Source organism: Sphingopyxis sp. 550B (assembly GCF_057401805.1).
The window spans coordinates 276,908-293,293 of record NZ_CM171610.1; the positions used below are offsets into that span (position 1 = coordinate 276,908).

16 protein-coding genes are annotated in these 16,386 nt (G+C 69.0%); 9 read left to right on the plus strand and 7 right to left on the minus strand.

Annotated features, from left to right (window positions below):
• Positions 1 to 36 precede the first annotated feature (36 nt).
• The 6 genes from AC2S9W_RS01330 to AC2S9W_RS01355 all read right to left on the minus strand — a co-directional run bounded on the left by AC2S9W_RS01330 (position 37) and on the right by AC2S9W_RS01355 (position 7,450).
• Positions 37 to 2,364: a glycosyltransferase family 4 protein gene (locus AC2S9W_RS01330; RefSeq protein ID WP_486571519.1), complete on the minus strand. Its 2,328-nt coding sequence runs from the start codon at positions 2,362 to 2,364 to the stop codon at positions 37 to 39.
• Positions 2,365 to 2,560: 196 nt separating this feature from the next.
• Entirely contained in the window at positions 2,561 to 3,766 is a 1,206-nt protein-coding gene (locus AC2S9W_RS01335; protein WP_486571520.1) for an NnrS family protein, read from the minus strand.
• A complete protein-coding gene (locus AC2S9W_RS01340; RefSeq protein WP_241941866.1) occupies positions 3,763 to 6,012 on the minus strand; it encodes a nitric-oxide reductase large subunit in 2,250 nt (749 codons plus the stop codon). The genes AC2S9W_RS01335 and AC2S9W_RS01340 overlap by 4 nt, the downstream gene beginning before the upstream one ends.
• Before the next feature lie 32 nt (positions 6,013 to 6,044).
• Positions 6,045 to 6,398, minus strand: a complete 354-nt coding sequence (locus tag AC2S9W_RS01345; protein WP_067112315.1) for a cupin domain-containing protein — start codon at positions 6,396 to 6,398, stop codon at positions 6,045 to 6,047.
• Between the two features lies 1 nt (position 6,399).
• Positions 6,400 to 6,582, minus strand: coding sequence for a hypothetical protein (locus tag AC2S9W_RS01350; protein ID WP_486571521.1), 183 nt, complete (start codon positions 6,580 to 6,582; stop codon positions 6,400 to 6,402).
• A gap of 166 nt (positions 6,583 to 6,748) precedes the next feature.
• Positions 6,749 to 7,450: a Crp/Fnr family transcriptional regulator gene (locus AC2S9W_RS01355; RefSeq protein ID WP_486571522.1), complete on the minus strand. Its 702-nt coding sequence runs from the start codon at positions 7,448 to 7,450 to the stop codon at positions 6,749 to 6,751.
• A gap of 187 nt (positions 7,451 to 7,637) precedes the next feature.
• Here AC2S9W_RS01355 and AC2S9W_RS01360 point away from each other — a divergent pair, with 187 nt between their 5' ends.
• Both AC2S9W_RS01360 and AC2S9W_RS01365 read left to right on the plus strand, forming a co-directional pair.
• A complete protein-coding gene (locus AC2S9W_RS01360; RefSeq protein ID WP_486571523.1) occupies positions 7,638 to 8,084 on the plus strand; it encodes a cupin domain-containing protein in 447 nt (148 codons plus the stop codon).
• Complete coding sequence (locus AC2S9W_RS01365) at positions 8,081 to 8,566, plus strand: hypothetical protein (RefSeq protein WP_486571524.1); 486 nt, start codon at positions 8,081 to 8,083, stop codon at positions 8,564 to 8,566. Before AC2S9W_RS01360 ends, AC2S9W_RS01365 begins: the two co-directional genes overlap by 4 nt.
• A 7-nt stretch (positions 8,567 to 8,573) precedes the next feature.
• On the opposite strand, the gene AC2S9W_RS01370 is transcribed toward AC2S9W_RS01365, so the two are convergent.
• Complete coding sequence (locus tag AC2S9W_RS01370; RefSeq protein ID WP_424538445.1) at positions 8,574 to 10,175, minus strand: phosphoenolpyruvate carboxykinase; 1,602 nt, start codon at positions 10,173 to 10,175, stop codon at positions 8,574 to 8,576.
• A gap of 250 nt (positions 10,176 to 10,425) precedes the next feature.
• Here AC2S9W_RS01370 and AC2S9W_RS01375 point away from each other — a divergent pair, with 250 nt between their 5' ends.
• The 7 genes from AC2S9W_RS01375 to AC2S9W_RS01405 all read left to right on the plus strand — a co-directional run bounded on the left by AC2S9W_RS01375 (position 10,426) and on the right by AC2S9W_RS01405 (position 16,250).
• Positions 10,426 to 11,136 carry a response regulator gene (locus AC2S9W_RS01375; RefSeq protein WP_486571525.1) on the plus strand — a complete coding sequence of 237 codons (711 nt, stop codon included), beginning with the start codon at positions 10,426 to 10,428 and terminating at the stop codon, positions 11,134 to 11,136.
• 4 nt (positions 11,137 to 11,140) lie between these two features.
• Positions 11,141 to 12,754 carry a sensor histidine kinase gene (locus tag AC2S9W_RS01380; RefSeq protein WP_486571526.1) on the plus strand — a complete coding sequence of 538 codons (1,614 nt, stop codon included), beginning with the start codon at positions 11,141 to 11,143 and terminating at the stop codon, positions 12,752 to 12,754.
• Between the two features lie 558 nt (positions 12,755 to 13,312).
• On the plus strand, positions 13,313 to 13,759 hold the full coding sequence (locus AC2S9W_RS01385; RefSeq protein ID WP_486571527.1) for an HPr kinase/phosphorylase: 447 nt from the start codon (positions 13,313 to 13,315) through the stop codon (positions 13,757 to 13,759).
• Positions 13,756 to 14,694, plus strand: coding sequence for an RNase adapter RapZ (rapZ, locus tag AC2S9W_RS01390; protein ID WP_486571528.1), 939 nt, complete (start codon positions 13,756 to 13,758; stop codon positions 14,692 to 14,694). The genes AC2S9W_RS01385 and rapZ overlap by 4 nt, the downstream gene beginning before the upstream one ends.
• 38 nt (positions 14,695 to 14,732) lie before the next feature.
• On the plus strand, positions 14,733 to 15,137 hold the full coding sequence (locus AC2S9W_RS01395; protein WP_067108702.1) for a PTS sugar transporter subunit IIA: 405 nt from the start codon (positions 14,733 to 14,735) through the stop codon (positions 15,135 to 15,137).
• Complete coding sequence (locus AC2S9W_RS01400; RefSeq protein WP_067108681.1) at positions 15,134 to 15,412, plus strand: HPr family phosphocarrier protein; 279 nt, start codon at positions 15,134 to 15,136, stop codon at positions 15,410 to 15,412. The genes AC2S9W_RS01395 and AC2S9W_RS01400 overlap by 4 nt, the downstream gene beginning before the upstream one ends.
• Before the next feature lie 4 nt (positions 15,413 to 15,416).
• Positions 15,417 to 16,250, plus strand: coding sequence for a TrmH family RNA methyltransferase (locus AC2S9W_RS01405; protein WP_486571529.1), 834 nt, complete (start codon positions 15,417 to 15,419; stop codon positions 16,248 to 16,250).
• Positions 16,251 to 16,386: the final 136 nt, after the last annotated feature.

Here is a 16,386-nt window from a genome sequence, read left to right on the forward strand (position 1 = left end):
TTCAGCTTTTCATCGAGGATATGTAGCGGCGATTGATCAGGTCTGCATATCAGCATGCGCGAAGCCGGCGTCCTTCCTGGCACCCCCCGGCCAGACTAGGGCGTCCATCGCATGATAGGCAAGGTGAAAAGCCAGCGTCGATTCGGCCCCGGCATTCGTGTTGACGCCGCGCGGGGTCAGTCCGTCGCAGCACCGGCCGGTCTCGATGCTCGCCAGCGCTTCGCCGCGGTCGTTGGCGCCGAAGAACCAGCGCCACGCGGCGTCGGCATGGCGGCGCCAGCGCGTGTCGCGGCTGATCGCCAGCGCCGCGCCGCAGGCTTCGATCGACGCCCAGGCTTCGAGCGGCTGCTGGTCGAAGGGCAGCGCCTGGTAGAGGCGGCCGAAGCCGTCGGAGCCGACCGGGCGGAAATGGCCGGCGGTCGCCGTCTGCCGGTCGCAGAGCCACGCCAGCGTGGCCAGCCCCGCCTGCTGCCACGCCGCGACGCCGAGCGTGCGCCCGGCGCGCAGCAGCGCCTCGCACAGGCGGGCGTTGTCATAGGTCAGCGTCGGCTCGAACCAGTTCCATCCCTCGGTGCCCCAGCGGGACCGCAATTGCTCGAGGAAGGCGGCGCCGCACCCCAGTATCTCCCCCGCCAGCGCATCCGAGGGGAAGCGCGCGAGCAGTTCGTCGGCGCCGAGCATCGCGAAGGCGACCGCGCGCGGGCTTTCGACGCTGGCCGCGCTCTGCGCGGCGCGGTCGAACCATTCGCGCGCCCAGCGCGCAAGGTCGTTCGAGGGCGAATGCGCGGCGCAATGGCCGAGCGCCCAGATCGCGCGGCCGTTGCTGTCCGCCGACCCGCGATCCTCCAGCCAGCGCCGGTCGTATCCCATGAAGTTGCGAAAGGCCCGCAGCTCCGGGTTCCAGCCATGCTGGATGAAGGAGGCGAAGCGGAAGGCCCGCTCCTCATAGGCCTGCACCGTGTCGAAGCGCACGCTGTCGGCGAGCATCAGCGCGCGCGCATTGTCGTCGATGCAATAGCCGTGATCGCGGTCGGCGACCGGGCCACGGCCGTGCTGGAGGATGCCGACGTCGTCGCACATCGACCACACGCCCGACAGCGACGGGGCCGTCCGCGGCGTCGAAAGCAGGCGCGGCGGCGCGGCGATCACCTGGTCGAGCAGCGCGGCGCTCTGGCGGACGATCTGCGGCCAGGCGGTGCGGCGGCCGCGCTCATAGGCCCGCATCTGGAGCGCGTGCCGCTCTTCGGGCGAGGCGAGCAGCGCGAGGACGGCATCGGCGATCGCGCGACTGTCGCCCTGCGCGACGAGTACGCCGACGTCGTTCGCCAGCAGTTCGCGCGCGTGGATGAAGGGCGTCGAAACCACCGCGCGGCCCAGCGCCACCGCATAGGAAAGCGTCCCCGACGTGACCTGCGCAAGATTGGGATAGGGGGCGAGATAGATGTCGCACAGCTCGATCTGGTCGAGCAGGTCCTCGGCATCGAGGAAGCGGTTGTCCCAGGCGATATGGTCGCCGACGCCCAGCGTCGCGGCGAGATGTTCGAGGCTTTCGCGATAGGCCTCGCCCTCGGCGGCGATCAGGTTGGGATGGGTCGCGCCGACGATGCGATAGAGGATGTCGGGGTGCCGTTCGGCGATGGCCGGCAGCGCGCGGATCGCGGTTTCGAGCCCCTTGCCCGGCCCAAGCAGCCCGAAGGTCGAAAGGATCGGACGATCGCCGATGCCGAGCCGCTCGCGCAGCGGCGACCGCGCGGCGAAGGGGCGCACCGGCGTGCCATGTTCGATCAGCGCGACCTTGCCGGGCGGCGCGCCATAGACGTCGATCAGCGTCTGGCGACCGTGCTCGCTCATCACCATCAGCCGCGAGCCCCTTGCGACGAGCGCGTCCATCACCCGGCGCTGATCGGCATCGGGCGCGGCAAGCACCGTATGCAGCGTGACGACGAGGGGCGCCGCGAGCCGCTCGACCAGTTCGAGCACCATCGCGCCCGCACGGCCGCCGAAAATGCCGAATTCATGCTGCAGCCAGACGGCGTCGGCGCCGCTGCGGTTGATGGCGGCGGCGGCGGCGGCATAGGATTCGGGGTCGTCGGCGTCGATCGCCGCGACAACGTCGGCATCGTCCGGCTGTTCGGGATCGGCGCGCATCGCATAGACGTCGATGCCGATTTCGGGATGTTCGCGCCGCAGATGATCGTGGACGTCGGCGGTATAGGTCGCGATCCCGCAACGCCGCGGCCGGAAACAGCCGATCAGCGCGATGCGGCGGGTGCGGGGATGCGTCCACGAGGCAGGCGTTTCGGCGATGGCGTGATCGTCGTCGAGCAAGCGAGCGAAGAAGCTGTCCTCGGCATCATATTTCATGGCAGGCCTTCCGTCCGTTCCCCCGATTGAAACCGTCTCCCCCCGCAAGCAACAAAGAGCCGCCGTCCTTCCGCATTCGTCGGACGGCGGTCCCGTCATGGCAACGCCCGGCCGGTCGACAGGTTGCGCGCCGCCAGCCGCGGACGCGTCCGGTTTCCTGATCCAGGTTATGAAAGCGGCGGCGCGGGCCGCCGGATCAGCGCCGGGCGCCGGGGGGCGGGCGCACCGCCATCGGCACATAGGCGAGGACGAACAGCAGGAAGGCCGCGCTCCACAACCCGCCCGCGATGCGGATCGCGAGCATGTAATCGATCGGCAGCAACGGCGCCGCCACGCGCAGCAGCGCCCCCAGATGAACGAGAATATAGATGCCGACGGTGAGCCGGTCGGCCTCCAGCGGCCGACCGGTGTGGCCGCGCGTCGCGCGCGTCATCACCGCCAGCGTCATCGCCGCCATCGCGCCGGCGCCGAGCGCGTGGATCGCGCTGGATACCGGGATGAACGGGTGGATGATCGCGCAGCCGAGCAGCACCAGCCCGAGCGGCAGCCACGCGTAGGACAGGTGAAGGACGAAGACCAGCGCGTCGTCCCGCGCCTTCAGGCCGGCCCAGCGGGAGAGCCGGGCGGCCTGAAGGGCTCCTGCGACCAGCAGAAGGGCTGCGGAAACGATGCTGTCGGGTCGGGTGGTCCACAGCGCGAGCGCAAGCGCCGTCGCCCCGATCACCGCCGTGTCGAAACGGTTGGCCATTGTCGGCAACCGATCGGTCCGGCCCTGCCGCATCAGCCAGTTGCGGGTGAAGGCCGGGGTGATCCGGCCGCCGATGATCGAGATCAGCAGCAGGATCAGCGCGAAGCCGGTCCGCATCCCCAGCGCCGGATCGGCGAGCATCCCCATCGCCCCGGCATGGTCGAGCGCAGAGGCGGCGGCGAACAGGAGGAGGATGAGCAGGATCGGCTTGTTGCGGTTGCCCGACGCGACGATCTCGCGCGTCGCATATGCGAGCAGAACGGCCAGGAAGCCGACGTCGAGCGCGACACCGACCAGCGGCGGCATCGTCGCGGAAAAGAGGATCGCGAGCCGCGCCGCGAGCCACAGGCCGACGACCGCGGCGACGCGCCATCCGGTCACCGTCGGCCGCCCGGTCCAGTTGGGGATGGCGGCGCTGAGGAAACCGGCGATGATCGCGCTCAGATAGCCGAACAGCATTTCATGCTGATGCCAGGCGAGCGGTTCCATCGCGGTGGGCAAGACCCAGCGGCCGCCCAGCGCGCCGACCCACAGGGTGACGACGACGACCGCCCACAGCGCGCCCGCCCCGAAGAACAGGCGGTAGGCGCCGCGCAGCCAGAGCGGCGAGCCTGCGCCGCTCCGCGCCCCGCCGGTGGCCGCGGCGATCGTCATGCCCGCGCGCCCCGGCGTGCCAGGCCGAGGATCACGACCTGCCACGCGACGGCGATCGCGCCGACGATGAACACCACGTCGCCGAAGGTGCGGATCCAGCGCAGCGTTTCGAGGAAGCCCTGCTGCAGGAATTCATCGCTGCGCGCATACCACATGCCGGTGGTCACGCTCGCCTCGAACTGGAACAGGCCGACCGGCAGCAGGCTGGTGAAGATCATCAGTACCAGCCCTGCGTTGAGCCCCCAGAAACCGACGCGCATCAACCGCTCGTTGAACGCGATCTCCGGCCGGATGTAGCGCAGCACCAGCAGCGTGAAGCCGAGGGCGAGGAAGCCGTAGACCCCGAACAGCGCCGCATGGGCGTGAACCGCGGTGGTGTTGAGCCCCTGGAGATAGAAGAGCGCGACCGGCGTGTTGATCATGAAGCCGAACACCCCGGCGCCGAGCATGTTCCAGAAGGCGACCGCGACGAAGCACATCAGCGGCCAGCGCAGCGCGCGCATCCACGGCGCGCGGTCGCGCAGGCTCCAATGTTCCCACGCCTCGTAACCGAGCACGATCAGCGGCACGACCTCGAGCGCGCTGAACGCCGCGCCGACCGCCATGACGGGAGTCGTCGTTCCCGAGAAATAGAGGTGGTGGAAGGTGCCCGGCACGCCGCCGACCATGAACAGCGAGGCGGAGGCGAGGCTGGCGGCGGTCGCGATCCGTTTCGACACCAGTCCCATCGACGCGAAGATGAAAGCGATGGCGGCGGTGGCGAACACTTCGAAAATGCCCTCCACCCACAGGTGAACGACCCACCAGCGCCAATATTCCATGATCGTGATGTGGGTGCGCTCGCCATAGAAGAGGCCGGTCCCATAGAAGAGGCCGATCGCGATCGTCGAAACGGTGAGCAGCGCGAGCAGGCTCTTGTCGCCTTCGTGGCGGCGCAGCGCCGGCAGCATGCAGCGCAGCATCAGCACCAGCCAGAAGAGCAGGCCCGCGAACAGCGCGAGTTGCCAGACGCGGCCGAGGTCGAGGAATTCATAGCCCTGATGCCCGAGCCAGAAGCCGAGCCCGTCGGGCATCGTCTGGGCGATCGACAGGTAATTGCCGACGAACGACCCGACGACGACGAGGATCAGCGCCCAGAACAGCAGGTCGACCCCCAGCTTCTGATATTTGGGATCGCTGCCGTGGATGACCGGCGCGAGGAACAGCCCGGCGGCGAGGAAGGCCGTCGCGATCCACAGCACCGCGCTTTGCACGTGCCAGGTCCGGGTCAGCGCATAGGGGAACCACTGCGACACATCGAAGCCGTAGAAGCTCTGCCCCTCGATCGTGTAGTGCGCGGTGAAGCCGCCGATGAACACCTGGAAGATGAACAGCGCCAGCACCACGAACAGATATTTGCCGAGCGCGCGCTGCGACGGGGTGAGCGCCGCGAGCGTCAGCGGGTCCTTGTCCGCGGCGACGAGCGGCGTGTCGTCGTGGCGGCGCAGGAAGGCCCAGCCCCAGATCAGCGCCCCGACCCCGGCGATCAGGATCACGACGCAGGCGAGCGACCAGAGGATATTCTCCGGCGTCGGCTGGTTGCCGATCAGCGGTTCGGGCGGCCAGTTGTTGGTATAGGTGGCGACCGTCCCCGGCCGCTCGGTCGATGCGGCCCAGGCGGTCCAGAAGAAGAAGTCGGTCAGCGCCGCGCGCTTCGCCGCGTCGGGCAGCGTCGCTTCCTTCATCGCGTAATTGTCGCGCATCTCGCGCAGCGCCGGGTCGTTTCCGTACAGCCGGTCATAATGGTCGGCGGTCTGGTCGATCGCGCGGGCGCGCAGGTCCGACACGGTGACGACGCCCGTCGCCGGATCGAGCGTATTGCGGCGATATTCCTCCTTCAGCCGATGGGTCAGCGCCGCCTTCTGCGCGACGTCGAGCGCGTCGAACGCCTTGCCATAGCTTTCCTGCGCCGCAAGGCTCAGCCATGCGGTCAGTTCGCGGTGCAGCCAGTCGGCCGACCAGTCGGGCGCCTGATAGGCGCCATGCCCCCAGATCGAGCCGAGCTGCATTCCGCCGGTGCTCTGCCACGCGGCCTGTCCCGCCATGATGTCGTCGCGGGTCATCAGCACCTCGCCCGAGGCGGTCGTCACCCGTTCGGGAATCGGCGGCGCCTTGCGATAGACCTCTACCCCGGAGATCCCCAGGATCGCGAACGTCACCGTCAGGACCGCGATCAACGTCCACCAAAGCTTGCGATATTCGCCCACGAGAGCCCCCGTCTATATGAAAAGCATGTGCGTCAGGCGGCCCCGTCGGGCGCCTGGGGTTTGTCGGATTCGTCGAACAAGATCGTCAGCAGCAGCGAACTGTCCGCCACCGCCTCGACCGCGTGCCGCGCGCCGGGTTCGAGGAACAGCCAGTCGCCGGTGCGAAGCTCGGCCGGCGAGCCGCCCTCGAAGCGCACATGCCCCGCGATGCAGTAAAGCGTCATCGACCCGGCGACCTGATGCGGGGCGATCGACTCGCCGGCCCGCACGACCAGATGGACCGCCTCGAACGATGCATTCCTGGCGAGCGCCGCGGTCCGTGTCGCCGGATCGTCGAGCGTGCCCAGCCGCGCCACTTCACCCGATCGGCAATGATGGAGCGCCATGTCAGGCCTCCCCCGCCGCGGTCGCCCCGCCGCGCCGCGCAAGGCAGAGGCCGCGTCCGACGCCACGCAGCGCCGCGACGCACCAGCGCCGCACCGCTCCTGCCCCGCGCGCGCCTTCGCGTGCGCCATGCCGGGCATCGAGCGGCCCGGGGCCGGTCACTTCACCACATTCGGGACAGAGCATCGCCCATCCTCCATCCGCGCGACCCGGACCGCCGGACGCGCATTCGACTATGAGAGACGATAGCAGAGTTCGGGGCGATGGGTTTGCGCTGGATCAAACTGTCCGGCGGTTTGCGGGATCGAGCCGGAACGGGCGCCGGAGCGCGGCGTCGTCTGGACGGGACGCCTTAATCCTCGTCGCCCTCGGCCAAGCGGCGGATCGCTTCGAGGTCGTGGATGGTCAGGCGCTGGCCGCGGCTTTCCAGAAGCCCCGCCTTTTCCCAGGCCGCGACGGTCCGGCTGGCGGTATGCAGCGTGGTCCCCGCGAATTCGGCGAGGTCCTTGCGGCGCAGCGGTATCTCGATCGTCGTGCCGCGCGAGCCGTCGCGCCCCGACTGGGCGGCGAGCCGCAGGACGGCCTGGGCGATGCGCTGTTCGGCGCGCCAGGTGGTGAGTTCGCGGACGCGCTCCTGAAGCTGCGCCATGCGCTCGCCGAGCGCCCGGATCAGGTTGATCGCGATCGCCGGATAGCGGGTCATCAGATCGAGGAGCTGCGGCTCGGACCATGTCAGCACCGTCGATGGCTCGACGGCGACGGCATCGGCCGGGAAGCGGTGATCGGTGAACAGCGGCACCGTGCCGAACATCTCGCCGGGCGCGATGAAGCGGACGATCGCCTGTCCGCCGTCGGCGCCGCCCTGCACGATGCGGACGCTGCCCGACGCCAGCGCATAGGCGCGCGACACCGGGTCGCCCTGCCGGAAGATGACCGCGTCCTTCTCCACCCGCGCCGTGCGCATCGCGGCGCGGACCGGCTCGAGCGCCTCGGCCGGCAGCGAGGCGAACAGTTCGAGCGCGCCGATCCGGTCGAGCGACGCTGCGGGCTCCATGTCCATCCCCTGCCTTACTCTCTCATGCATCACGGCGGCGGCCAGCCCGATGCGCCCACGATTTGCGCTGGCACAAAGCCCGCGCCGCCAACAGCGTTTATATGCAATCCATTCGCAACAGCAATCATATGCTCTGCGCCGACGCATGGCGCCGGCCGATCGTTCGACACCGGGAAAGGATCCGCCAATGCTCCGCCGCCTTCCGCTTCTCGCCGCCGCCGCGTCGCTCGCGATACCGGGGTCCGCGTCGGCGCAATCGACGCGACTCGATCTCGACCGATTGGCCTATGCCGTCGTTCACGGCACCGCGCAGCAGGCGGTGCTCGCGACCGACGCCGACGGCCGGCCGCTCAGCTTCCTGCTGCGGATCGACAAGGGGAAGCTCCTGCCGCCGCACGGCGCGACCGGACCGGTGCGCCTGCTGACGGTGCTGTCGGGCACGCTGTCCTGGGGCGACGGAGCCAGTCTCGACGAGGCGGCCGAGCGCCGCTTCGGCCCGGGCAGCGTGATCGTCATCCCCGCGGAGGGCGGCGAGCATTGGGCCGCGGCCCGCGACGGCGACGTGCTGCTTCAGGTCGTGCTGGTGCGGAACGGGGCGCTGTCGCCCGCGGCGGCGGCGCAGGTGGCGCGATGACCGGCATCGACGATCTCGCGCTCGCCCGCGCGCTTCATGTCCTGGGCGTCGTCGTCTGGATCGGCGGCGTGTCGATGGCGACCACCGTCGCGCTGCCTGCGGTGCGGCGCGGTACGTTCGGCGAAGACCGCGTCGCGGCGTTCCACGCCTTCGAGAGCCGCTTCGTATGGCAGGCGCGCGCGGCGGTGCTGCTGGTCGGGCTCACCGGCTTCTACATGATCGAACGCCTCGACCTGTGGGACCGATTCGCCGAGGCCCGCTTCTGGTGGATGCACGCGATGGTGATCGTCTGGTCGCTGTTCGCGCTGCTGCTGTTCGTCGGCGAGCCGTTCGTGCTGCACCGCTATTTCCCGGCATGGGCACGGCGCGACCCGCAGCGCGCCTTCACCGCGCTGCACCGCGTACACGTGCTGCTGCTGGTGCTCGCGATGGCGACGATCCTGGGGGCCGTGGCGGGAAGCCACGGATGGCTTCCCTTCTGATCCGGCGTCAGGCGGCGACGGCGGCCTGCGGGGCGGCCCGGCGGACGCCTTCGTCGACATGGTCCGCGAACTGCGCGAAATTGTCGATGAACTGCTGGACCAGCAACTGCGCCGTGCGGTCATAGGCGGCCTTGTCGGCCCAGGCCTCGCGCGGGTCGAGGATCGCGCTGTCGACGCCCGCCACCGCGACCGGATATTCGAAGCCGAAGTTCGGGTCGCGGCGGAATTCGGCGTCGTTCAGGCTGCCGTCGAGCGCGGCGTTGAGCAGCGCGCGCGTCGCCTTGATCGGCATGCGCTTGATGCCGTCCATCGTCGCCATGCCGCCGGTCCAGCCGGTGTTGACGAGCCAGCATCTGACGCCGCCCTTCGCGATGCGGTCCTTGAGCAGATTGCCGTAGACGCTCGGGTGGCGCGGCATGAAGGGCGCGCCGAAGCAGGTCGAGAAGGTCGCCTCGGGCTCGGTCACGCCGATCTCCGTGCCGGCGACCTTGGCGGTGTAGCCCGATAGGAAATGATACATCGCCTGGTCGGGGGTCAGCCGCGCGATCGGCGGCAGCACGCCGAAGGCATCGGCGGTCAGGAAGATCACCGTCTTCGGCACCGGCCCCATGTTCGCGTCCGACGCGTTCGGGATGAAGTCGATCGGATAGGCGCCGCGGGTGTTTTCCGCGAGGCTGTTGTCGTCGAGGTCGAGCGCGCGCGTTTCGGGGTCGATCACGACATTTTCGAGCACGGTGCCGAAGCGCCGCGTCGTCGCATAGATTTCGGGTTCGGCCTCTTCGGACAGGCGGATCATCTTGGCATAGCAGCCGCCCTCGAAATTGAAGACCGCGGTGTCGGACCAGCCATGCTCGTCATCGCCGATCAGCGTGCGCGACGCATCGGCCGACAGCGTCGTCTTGCCGGTACCCGACAGGCCGAAGAAGACCGCGGTGTCGCCGTCGGGGCCGATGTTCGCCGAACAGTGCATCGGCATCACGCCCTGCGCGGGGAGCAGATAGTTGAGGATGCCGAACACCGACTTCTTCATCTCGCCGGCGTAGGCGGTGCCGCCGATCAGCACGAGCTTCTCCGCGAAATTGACCGCGACCACCGTCTCGCTCCGCGTCCCGTGCTTCGCCGGGTCGGCGCGGAAGCTGGGCAGGTCGATGACGGTATAGTCGGTCTGGAACGCCGCCAGCTCGTCGGCGGTCGGGCGGCAAAGCAGGGTGCGGATGAACTGGCTGTGCCACGCATATTCGGTGAGCACCTGCACGCCGACGCGATATTCGGGCTGCGAGCCGCCGAACAGCTGCTGGCGATAGAGGCGGTCGGACGCGGCGAGATGCGCGAGGAAATCGGCCTTCAGCGCCGCGAAATGATCGGGCGTCATCGCGACGTTGGTCTTGCCCCACCAAATGGTGTCGCGGGTTTCGTCGTCCTGGACGATGAACTTGTCCTTGGCGCTGCGCCCGGTGTGCTTGCCGGTGGCGACGACGAGCGGGCCGTCCTTGGCCAGCAGGCCTTCGCCATGGCGGACGGCATCCTCGACGAGCCGGGCCGTGCCCCAATTGTCGGCGACGTCCGCTTTCGTTTCGACGGTCGCATCGCCGATCGCAATCCTGGTCATCTATCTTCGCCTTTCCCTGGCGCTGCGGCCCGCCTGGTTCGCGATGCGCGGCCTGCCGAGCAGAAGGGCTGGCCCGCATGCGTCATGGGTGCCGACGTGACGCCGATTCCGTAGATATCCAGTCGCGTTAGCGAGGATGACGGGGCAGGTCAAAAGATTAAAGGGTGAATCGCGGCCGGGCCGTGCGCGGTTGTCGATGGCCGCCGGATCGGCTAGTTCGCCTGCGGGGCGCCCAGCCATTGGAAAGAGCATGACGGCAACCATCGCGCTGGTCGACGACGACCGCAACATCCTGCAATCCCTGTCGATCGCGCTCCAGGCCGAAGGCTTTGCGACGCGCGTCTATTCGGACGGCGAGGCGGCACTGAAGCCGCTGATCGACAATCCCCCCGACCTCGCCGTCTTCGACGTCAAGATGCCGCGCATGGACGGGCTCGAACTGCTGCGCCGGCTGCGCGAGAAAAGCCAGCTTCCGGTCATCTTCCTGACCAGCAAGGACGACGAGATCGACGAGGCGCTGGGCCTGGCGATGGGCGCCGACGATTATATCGCCAAGCCCTTTTCGCAGCGGCTGGTGATCGCGCGCATCCGCGCGATCCTGCGCCGCGTCGAACTGAACCGGAGCAGCGCCGGCGCCGACGACGAGCCGGTCGCCGAACCCATTTCGCGCGGGCGGCTGACGATGGACCCGGCGCGTCACAAGGTGAGCTGGGACGGGCGCGAAGTGACGCTGACCGTCACCGAATTCCTGATCCTGGAAACGCTCGCCAGCCGCCCCGGGATCGTCCGCAGCCGCAACCAGTTGATGGACGCGGCCTATCAGGACGACGTCTATATCGACGACCGCACGATCGACAGCCACATCAAGCGCCTGCGCCGCAAGTTCCGCGAGGTCGATCCCGAATTCGACGCGATCGAAACCCTCTATGGCGCGGGTTACCGCTTCTCCGACGATGCTTAGGGCGATGCACAGGTCGGAGGAGGCATCCGCCGCCGAGCAGGAGGAGGCTCCGCTCGTCTGGTCGGCGCGCTGGTCGCTGACGACGCGCATCCTGGCGGTCAACATCCTGGCGGTCGCGCTGCTCGCCGGCGGCTTCTTCTATCTCGACACCTATCGCACCCGGCTGGTCGACACGCGCATCGCGGTGATGGAGGACCAGCTCGCGATGCTCGACAGCGCGCTCGAGGCGGCGCGCCCCGACCAGCGGCAGCGACTGATCGGCGAATTCACCCGTGCGACCGAATCGCGGCTGCGCTTCTACGATGCCGCGGGGCGCAAGGTCGACGACAGCTTCGCGCATGCCCCGCCGACCTATACGCTGCGCGACCCCGAACTGCAGCCGTGGAAACGCGACGCCGCGCGCGCGATGGACCGCGGCATCGACTGGATCGTCGGCGCGCCGACCTATCCCGATTTCGAGGAGCCGCTGGACGATCGCGCCGCTGCGTGGCCCGAGGTGGTGGAAGCGCTGCGCAGCGGGGTGGAAGCGACGCGGTTCCGCTATGCGCCCGAACGCACGCCGCTGCTCAGCGCGACGCGCGTCGTCGACCTCGAAACGCCCGAGGTGATGCTGATGACGCTCAACGCGCGCGACATCACGCGCACCGTGCGCGCCGAACGCTTTCGCCTCGCGGTGGTGATGGCGATGGTGCTGGTCGCATCGGTGCTGCTGTCGCTGTTCCTGGCGCGCACGATCGTCCGCCCGCTGCGCAGGCTGGCGCGCGCGGCGGTGCGCGTCCGCCTCGGCCGCGCGCGCGAGGTCGTCGTCCCGCGCCTGCCGAGCCGCCGCGACGAGATCGGCACCCTTGCCCGCGCGCTGAGCGACATGACGCAGGCGCTGCGCGAACGCATCGACGCGGGCGAGCATTTCGCCGCCGACGTGACGCACGAACTCAAGAATCCGATCGCCTCGGTCCGCTCGGCGATCGAGGGGCTGGGCCGCGTCCGGACCGACGAACAGCGCGCGCAGCTGCTCGCCATCGCCGACGAGGATGTGCGCCGACTCGACCGGCTCGTCACCGACATCAGCGACGCGAGCCGCATCGACGCGCAGCTTTCGCGCACCCATTTCGAGCCGATCGACATCGGGCTGATGATCGAATCGATGCTCGCGGGCCGCGCCGCGCGCGCCGAGCAGGGGGCGGACGGACAGAAGGCGAACGGGCCGCGCATCGCCTTCGCGCGCCCACGCCGCGGCACGACGATGGTGATGGGCGACGGACACCGGATCGAACGCGCGATCGACAATGTCATCGACAATGCGATCAGCTTCTCGCCGCCGGACGGCCTCGTCTGCATCGCCGCGACGCGGCTGGGCGACGAGGTGCATGTGCGCGTCGACGACGACGGTCCCGGCATCGATCCGGCGCAGCGCGAGGCGATCTTCCGCCGCTTCCACAGCGAGCGCCCCGACGGCGAGGCCTTCGGTCGCCACAGCGGGCTGGGTCTCGCCATCGCGCGCACGATCATCGAGGGTCACAGCGGCACCATCGCCGCGCGCGACCGCGAGGACGGCCGGCGGGGCGCGAGCCTGCTGATCACCCTGCCGGCCGGCGACGGAAACGAAACGGTCGCCTGAGTCCGGCGGCATTCACCCAATCTTCCCTCCCGCAAGCGGGAGGGGCAGCGAGGCCTGCGAACTTGTTCGTTATAATCTGTGGGGATTCGGGTTTCGGCACGGTTTTTCCCTTCCGTCACGCTGAACTTGTCTGGCAATGATCCCTTTTCGACAAGTCACTGTTCCCCGGCGAAAGCCGGGGTCCATGCGAGGCAGCGCTGTGCCATCTGGACCCCGGCTTTCGCCGGGGAACGGCGCCTGACTTGCCTGAAGGACATATGTGCCAACTTGTTTCAGAGCCTGCCCCGGACCCGATCCGGTGGTCCATGGTCTGCCCTCGCCTGAAAGGCGGCGCAAAGGGCAACGTCCGGTCATGGATGCTGAAACGAGTTCAGCATGACGAACGGATGAGGCGGTGCGCCGAACGCCGAATCCCCAAGGACCATAAAGCCTGATGCCATGCGTTGGAATCGTCATTGCGGGGAGCGAAGCGACGCGGCAATCCAGAGTTGGCGCAAACCCGCTACCCGCCGGTTTGCCGCCCTTGCTACCCTACCCCGCCGCAGCTAAGCCTAGGCGATGCTTTCGAGCCGGACCGCGCCAGAGATCGTCAACATCCATGCGAGCTGCGTCGCCGCCGGGCGCCGCGGCATCCTGCTGCTCGGCCCGTCCGGGCTGGGCAAGTCCGACCTCGCGCTGCGGCTGATCGACCGGGGGGCGCGGCTGGTCGCCGACGATCGCTGCGACGTCTGGCGCCAGGACGGCGCGCTGTGGTGCCGCCCGCCCGAGACGCTGGAGGGCAAGCTGGAGGTGCGCGGGATCGGCATCGTCGAACAGCCCTTCGCCGCGCCCGTGCCGCTCGCGCTCGCGGTACGGCTGGCCGACCGCTACGACCGCATGCCCAACCCGGGCGAGGTGGAGACGGTCGCGGGCCATCCGCTGCCCGCCCTGCGGCTTTCGGCCTTCGAGACGTCGGCACCGATCAAGGTCATGCTCGCGCTCGACCGTCTGGCGACCCCGGCATGACCGTCCCGGCCGAACCGCGCCTGCTGCTCGTCACCGGCCTCGCGGGCGCCGGCAAGTCGACCGCGCTCAAGGTGCTCGAGGACCTGGGCTGGGAGGTGGTCGACAATCTGCCGCTGTCGCTGCTCGAGCCGCTGATCGATGCGCCGGTCAAGCGAAGCGAGGCGCACCGGCCGCTCGCGGTCGGCATCGACAGCCGCAGCCGCGGCTTCCGCCCCTCGCTGCTCGTCCGTCATATCAAGGACCTGCGCGCCGCGGGCGGGCGCGACATCCAGACGCTGTTCCTCGACTGCGCGGGCGCCGAACTTGAACGCCGCTTTTCCGAGACGCGCCGCCGCCATCCGCTCGCCGAGGACCGCCCCGCCGCCGACGGCATCGCGCGCGAGCGCGAGATGATGGAGTCGCTGCGTCGCTGGGCCGAGCATGTCGTCGACACGACCAATTATTCGAGCAACGACCTGCAGGAAGAGATCCGCCACCGGTTCGGCGACGACGGCGACAACGAGCCGGCACTCAACATATTGAGTTTCGGCTTCGCGCGCGGTCTGCCGCGCAACGCCGATCTCGTCTTCGATATGCGCTATCTACGCAATCCGCACTGGGACCCGGCGCTGCGCCCCGGCACCGGGCTCGACCCCGCGGTCGCCGCCTATGTCGCTGCCGACCCCGCCTATGAGGCGACGGTGTCGCAGATCGAGACGCTGCTGCTGACGCTGCTGCCGCGCTACCGCGCCGAGGGGAAGAGCTATGTCACCATCGCCTTCGGCTGCACCGGCGGGCGCCACCGGTCGGTCCATGTCGCCGAACGCGTCGCCCGGACGCTGCAGGCCGCGGGCCACCTTCCGACCGTCACCCACCGCAACCTTGACTCCGCCCCGCAAGATGGGCTTGAGGGCAAGCCCCCGCCCGCATCTCCCGCATCCGGCGGACAAGCATAAGGGTCGTCGATTTCATGCCCACCGATAAAGCGCTGCCGCTGCTTGGTATGGTCCTCGTCACGCATGGCCGGCTCGCCGAGGAAATGGTGACGGCGATGGAGCATGTCGTCGGCCCGCAGCGCGCGATCGCGACCGTGTGCATCGGCCCCAACGACAATATGGAGATGCGGCGCAAAGAGATCGCCGAGGCGATCCGCAAGGTCGACGAGGGGCGCGGCGTCATCATGCTGACCGACCTGTTCGGGGGCACGCCGTCGAACCTCGCGATCAGCCTGCTCGAACAGGGGCGGACCGAGGTGATCGCGGGGGTCAATCTGCCGATGCTGATCCGGCTCGAAAGCGCGCGCAAGGCGATGGACCTGCGCTCCGCGGTGATCGCGGCGAAGGAAGCCGGCCAGAAATATATCTCCGTCGCGTCGGAAATGCTGGGAGTGGGGCCATGAGCGAAGCGTCGGAAACCGTCGAGATCACCAACCAGCGCGGGCTCCACGCGCGCGCCAGCGCCAAGTTCGTCACCTTCGTCAGCCGCCTGCCCGAAACGGTGACGGTCGAGGTCGAAAAAGGCGGATCGCGCGTCAACGGCACATCGATCATGGGGCTGATGATGCTCGGCGCGGCAAAGGGCGACAGCATCACCATCCACACCAGCGGCGATGGCGCCGACACCGCGCTGCTCAAGCTGGTCGGCCTCGTCAAGGACAGCTTCGGCGAGGATTGAGCCCATGGCCCCTCCCCGCGCGGGAAGCGCCCGCCGCAGCCGCATCGAAAGCCTCTCCAACCCGCTGGTCAAGCGGATGCGGCTGCTGCGCGAGAAACGGCACCGCCGCGCCGAAGGCCTCTTCCTCGCCGAAGGGCTGCGGATCGCGACCGAGGCGCGCGAGGCGGGGGTGCTGCCGCAGTGGCTGTTCCTCGCCGACGAAGGCGCCGCCGGGCATCCGCTGACGAAGGCGCTGGTCGAGGCGACGCTGGCGGCGGGCGGCGAGGTGATCGACACGACGCCGGCGATCCTTTCCAAACTCTCCGGCAAGGACAATCCGCAGACCGTCGTCGGCATCTATGCCGAGCCGCAGACCGCACTGGCCGACATCGACCGCGACGCCGCGCCGATCTGGCTGGTCGCCGAGCGGCTGCGCGACCCCGGCAACCTCGGCACGATGCTGCGCACCGGCGATGCGGTCGGGGCGGGCGGGCTGATCCTGCTCGACGACAGCACCGACCCCTGGTCGGTGGAAGCGGTGCGCGCGAGCATGGGGGCGATCTTCACCCAGCGGCTGGTGCAGGCGCGCTGGGACGAATTCCTGTCCTGGCTGCGCGCAGGCCGCGGCGAGCTGGTCGCAACGTGGCTGGGCGACGACAGCAAGGATTATCAGGCGGTGCGCTATGCCGCGCCGACTTTCCTGCTGATCGGCAACGAATCGCAGGGGTTGCCGCCCGCCTATGCCGCCGCCGCCGACGTGCGCGTGAAGATGCCGATGCTGGGCAAGGCCGACAGCCTGAACGCCGCGGTCGCCGCGGCGGTGATGGCCTATGAGGTGCTGAACCAGCGGCGAAGATGAACGGCGCTTGGCCGGATCGTTCAGAAAAGCGCCAGCCCCATGCAACTAGACGCCCGCCTTTCCGTTCGAGTCGAGCGGAACCGGGGCGCGCGCCGGACATCGCGCGCTATCCCGGCCCCGCCGCTGCTGGAGACCA

What these genes read in the sequence shown, in the direction of transcription:
- AC2S9W_RS01405 (WP_486571529.1), top strand. Translation starts at nt 15,417, where the DNA reads ATGGCCCCTCCCCGCGCGGGAAGCGCCCGCCGCAGCCGCATCGAAAGC.
- AC2S9W_RS01400 (WP_067108681.1), top strand. Translation starts at nt 15,134, where the DNA reads ATGAGCGAAGCGTCGGAAACCGTCGAGATCACCAACCAGCGCGGGCTC.
- AC2S9W_RS01360 (WP_486571523.1), top strand. Translation starts at nt 7,638, where the DNA reads ATGCTCCGCCGCCTTCCGCTTCTCGCCGCCGCCGCGTCGCTCGCGATA.
- AC2S9W_RS01350 (WP_486571521.1), bottom strand. Translation starts at nt 6,582, where the DNA reads ATGCTCTGTCCCGAATGTGGTGAAGTGACCGGCCCCGGGCCGCTCGAT.
- AC2S9W_RS01365 (WP_486571524.1), top strand. Translation starts at nt 8,081, where the DNA reads ATGACCGGCATCGACGATCTCGCGCTCGCCCGCGCGCTTCATGTCCTG.
- AC2S9W_RS01375 (WP_486571525.1), top strand. Translation starts at nt 10,426, where the DNA reads ATGACGGCAACCATCGCGCTGGTCGACGACGACCGCAACATCCTGCAA.
- AC2S9W_RS01330 (WP_486571519.1), bottom strand. Translation starts at nt 2,364, where the DNA reads ATGAAATATGATGCCGAGGACAGCTTCTTCGCTCGCTTGCTCGACGAC.
- AC2S9W_RS01385 (WP_486571527.1), top strand. Translation starts at nt 13,313, where the DNA reads ATGCTTTCGAGCCGGACCGCGCCAGAGATCGTCAACATCCATGCGAGC.
- AC2S9W_RS01335 (WP_486571520.1), bottom strand. Translation starts at nt 3,766, where the DNA reads ATGACGATCGCCGCGGCCACCGGCGGGGCGCGGAGCGGCGCAGGCTCG.
- AC2S9W_RS01345 (WP_067112315.1), bottom strand. Translation starts at nt 6,398, where the DNA reads ATGGCGCTCCATCATTGCCGATCGGGTGAAGTGGCGCGGCTGGGCACG.
- AC2S9W_RS01380 (WP_486571526.1), top strand. Translation starts at nt 11,141, where the DNA reads ATGCACAGGTCGGAGGAGGCATCCGCCGCCGAGCAGGAGGAGGCTCCG.
- AC2S9W_RS01370 (WP_424538445.1), bottom strand. Translation starts at nt 10,175, where the DNA reads ATGACCAGGATTGCGATCGGCGATGCGACCGTCGAAACGAAAGCGGAC.
- AC2S9W_RS01355 (WP_486571522.1), bottom strand. Translation starts at nt 7,450, where the DNA reads ATGGAGCCCGCAGCGTCGCTCGACCGGATCGGCGCGCTCGAACTGTTC.
- rapZ (WP_486571528.1), top strand. Translation starts at nt 13,756, where the DNA reads ATGACCGTCCCGGCCGAACCGCGCCTGCTGCTCGTCACCGGCCTCGCG.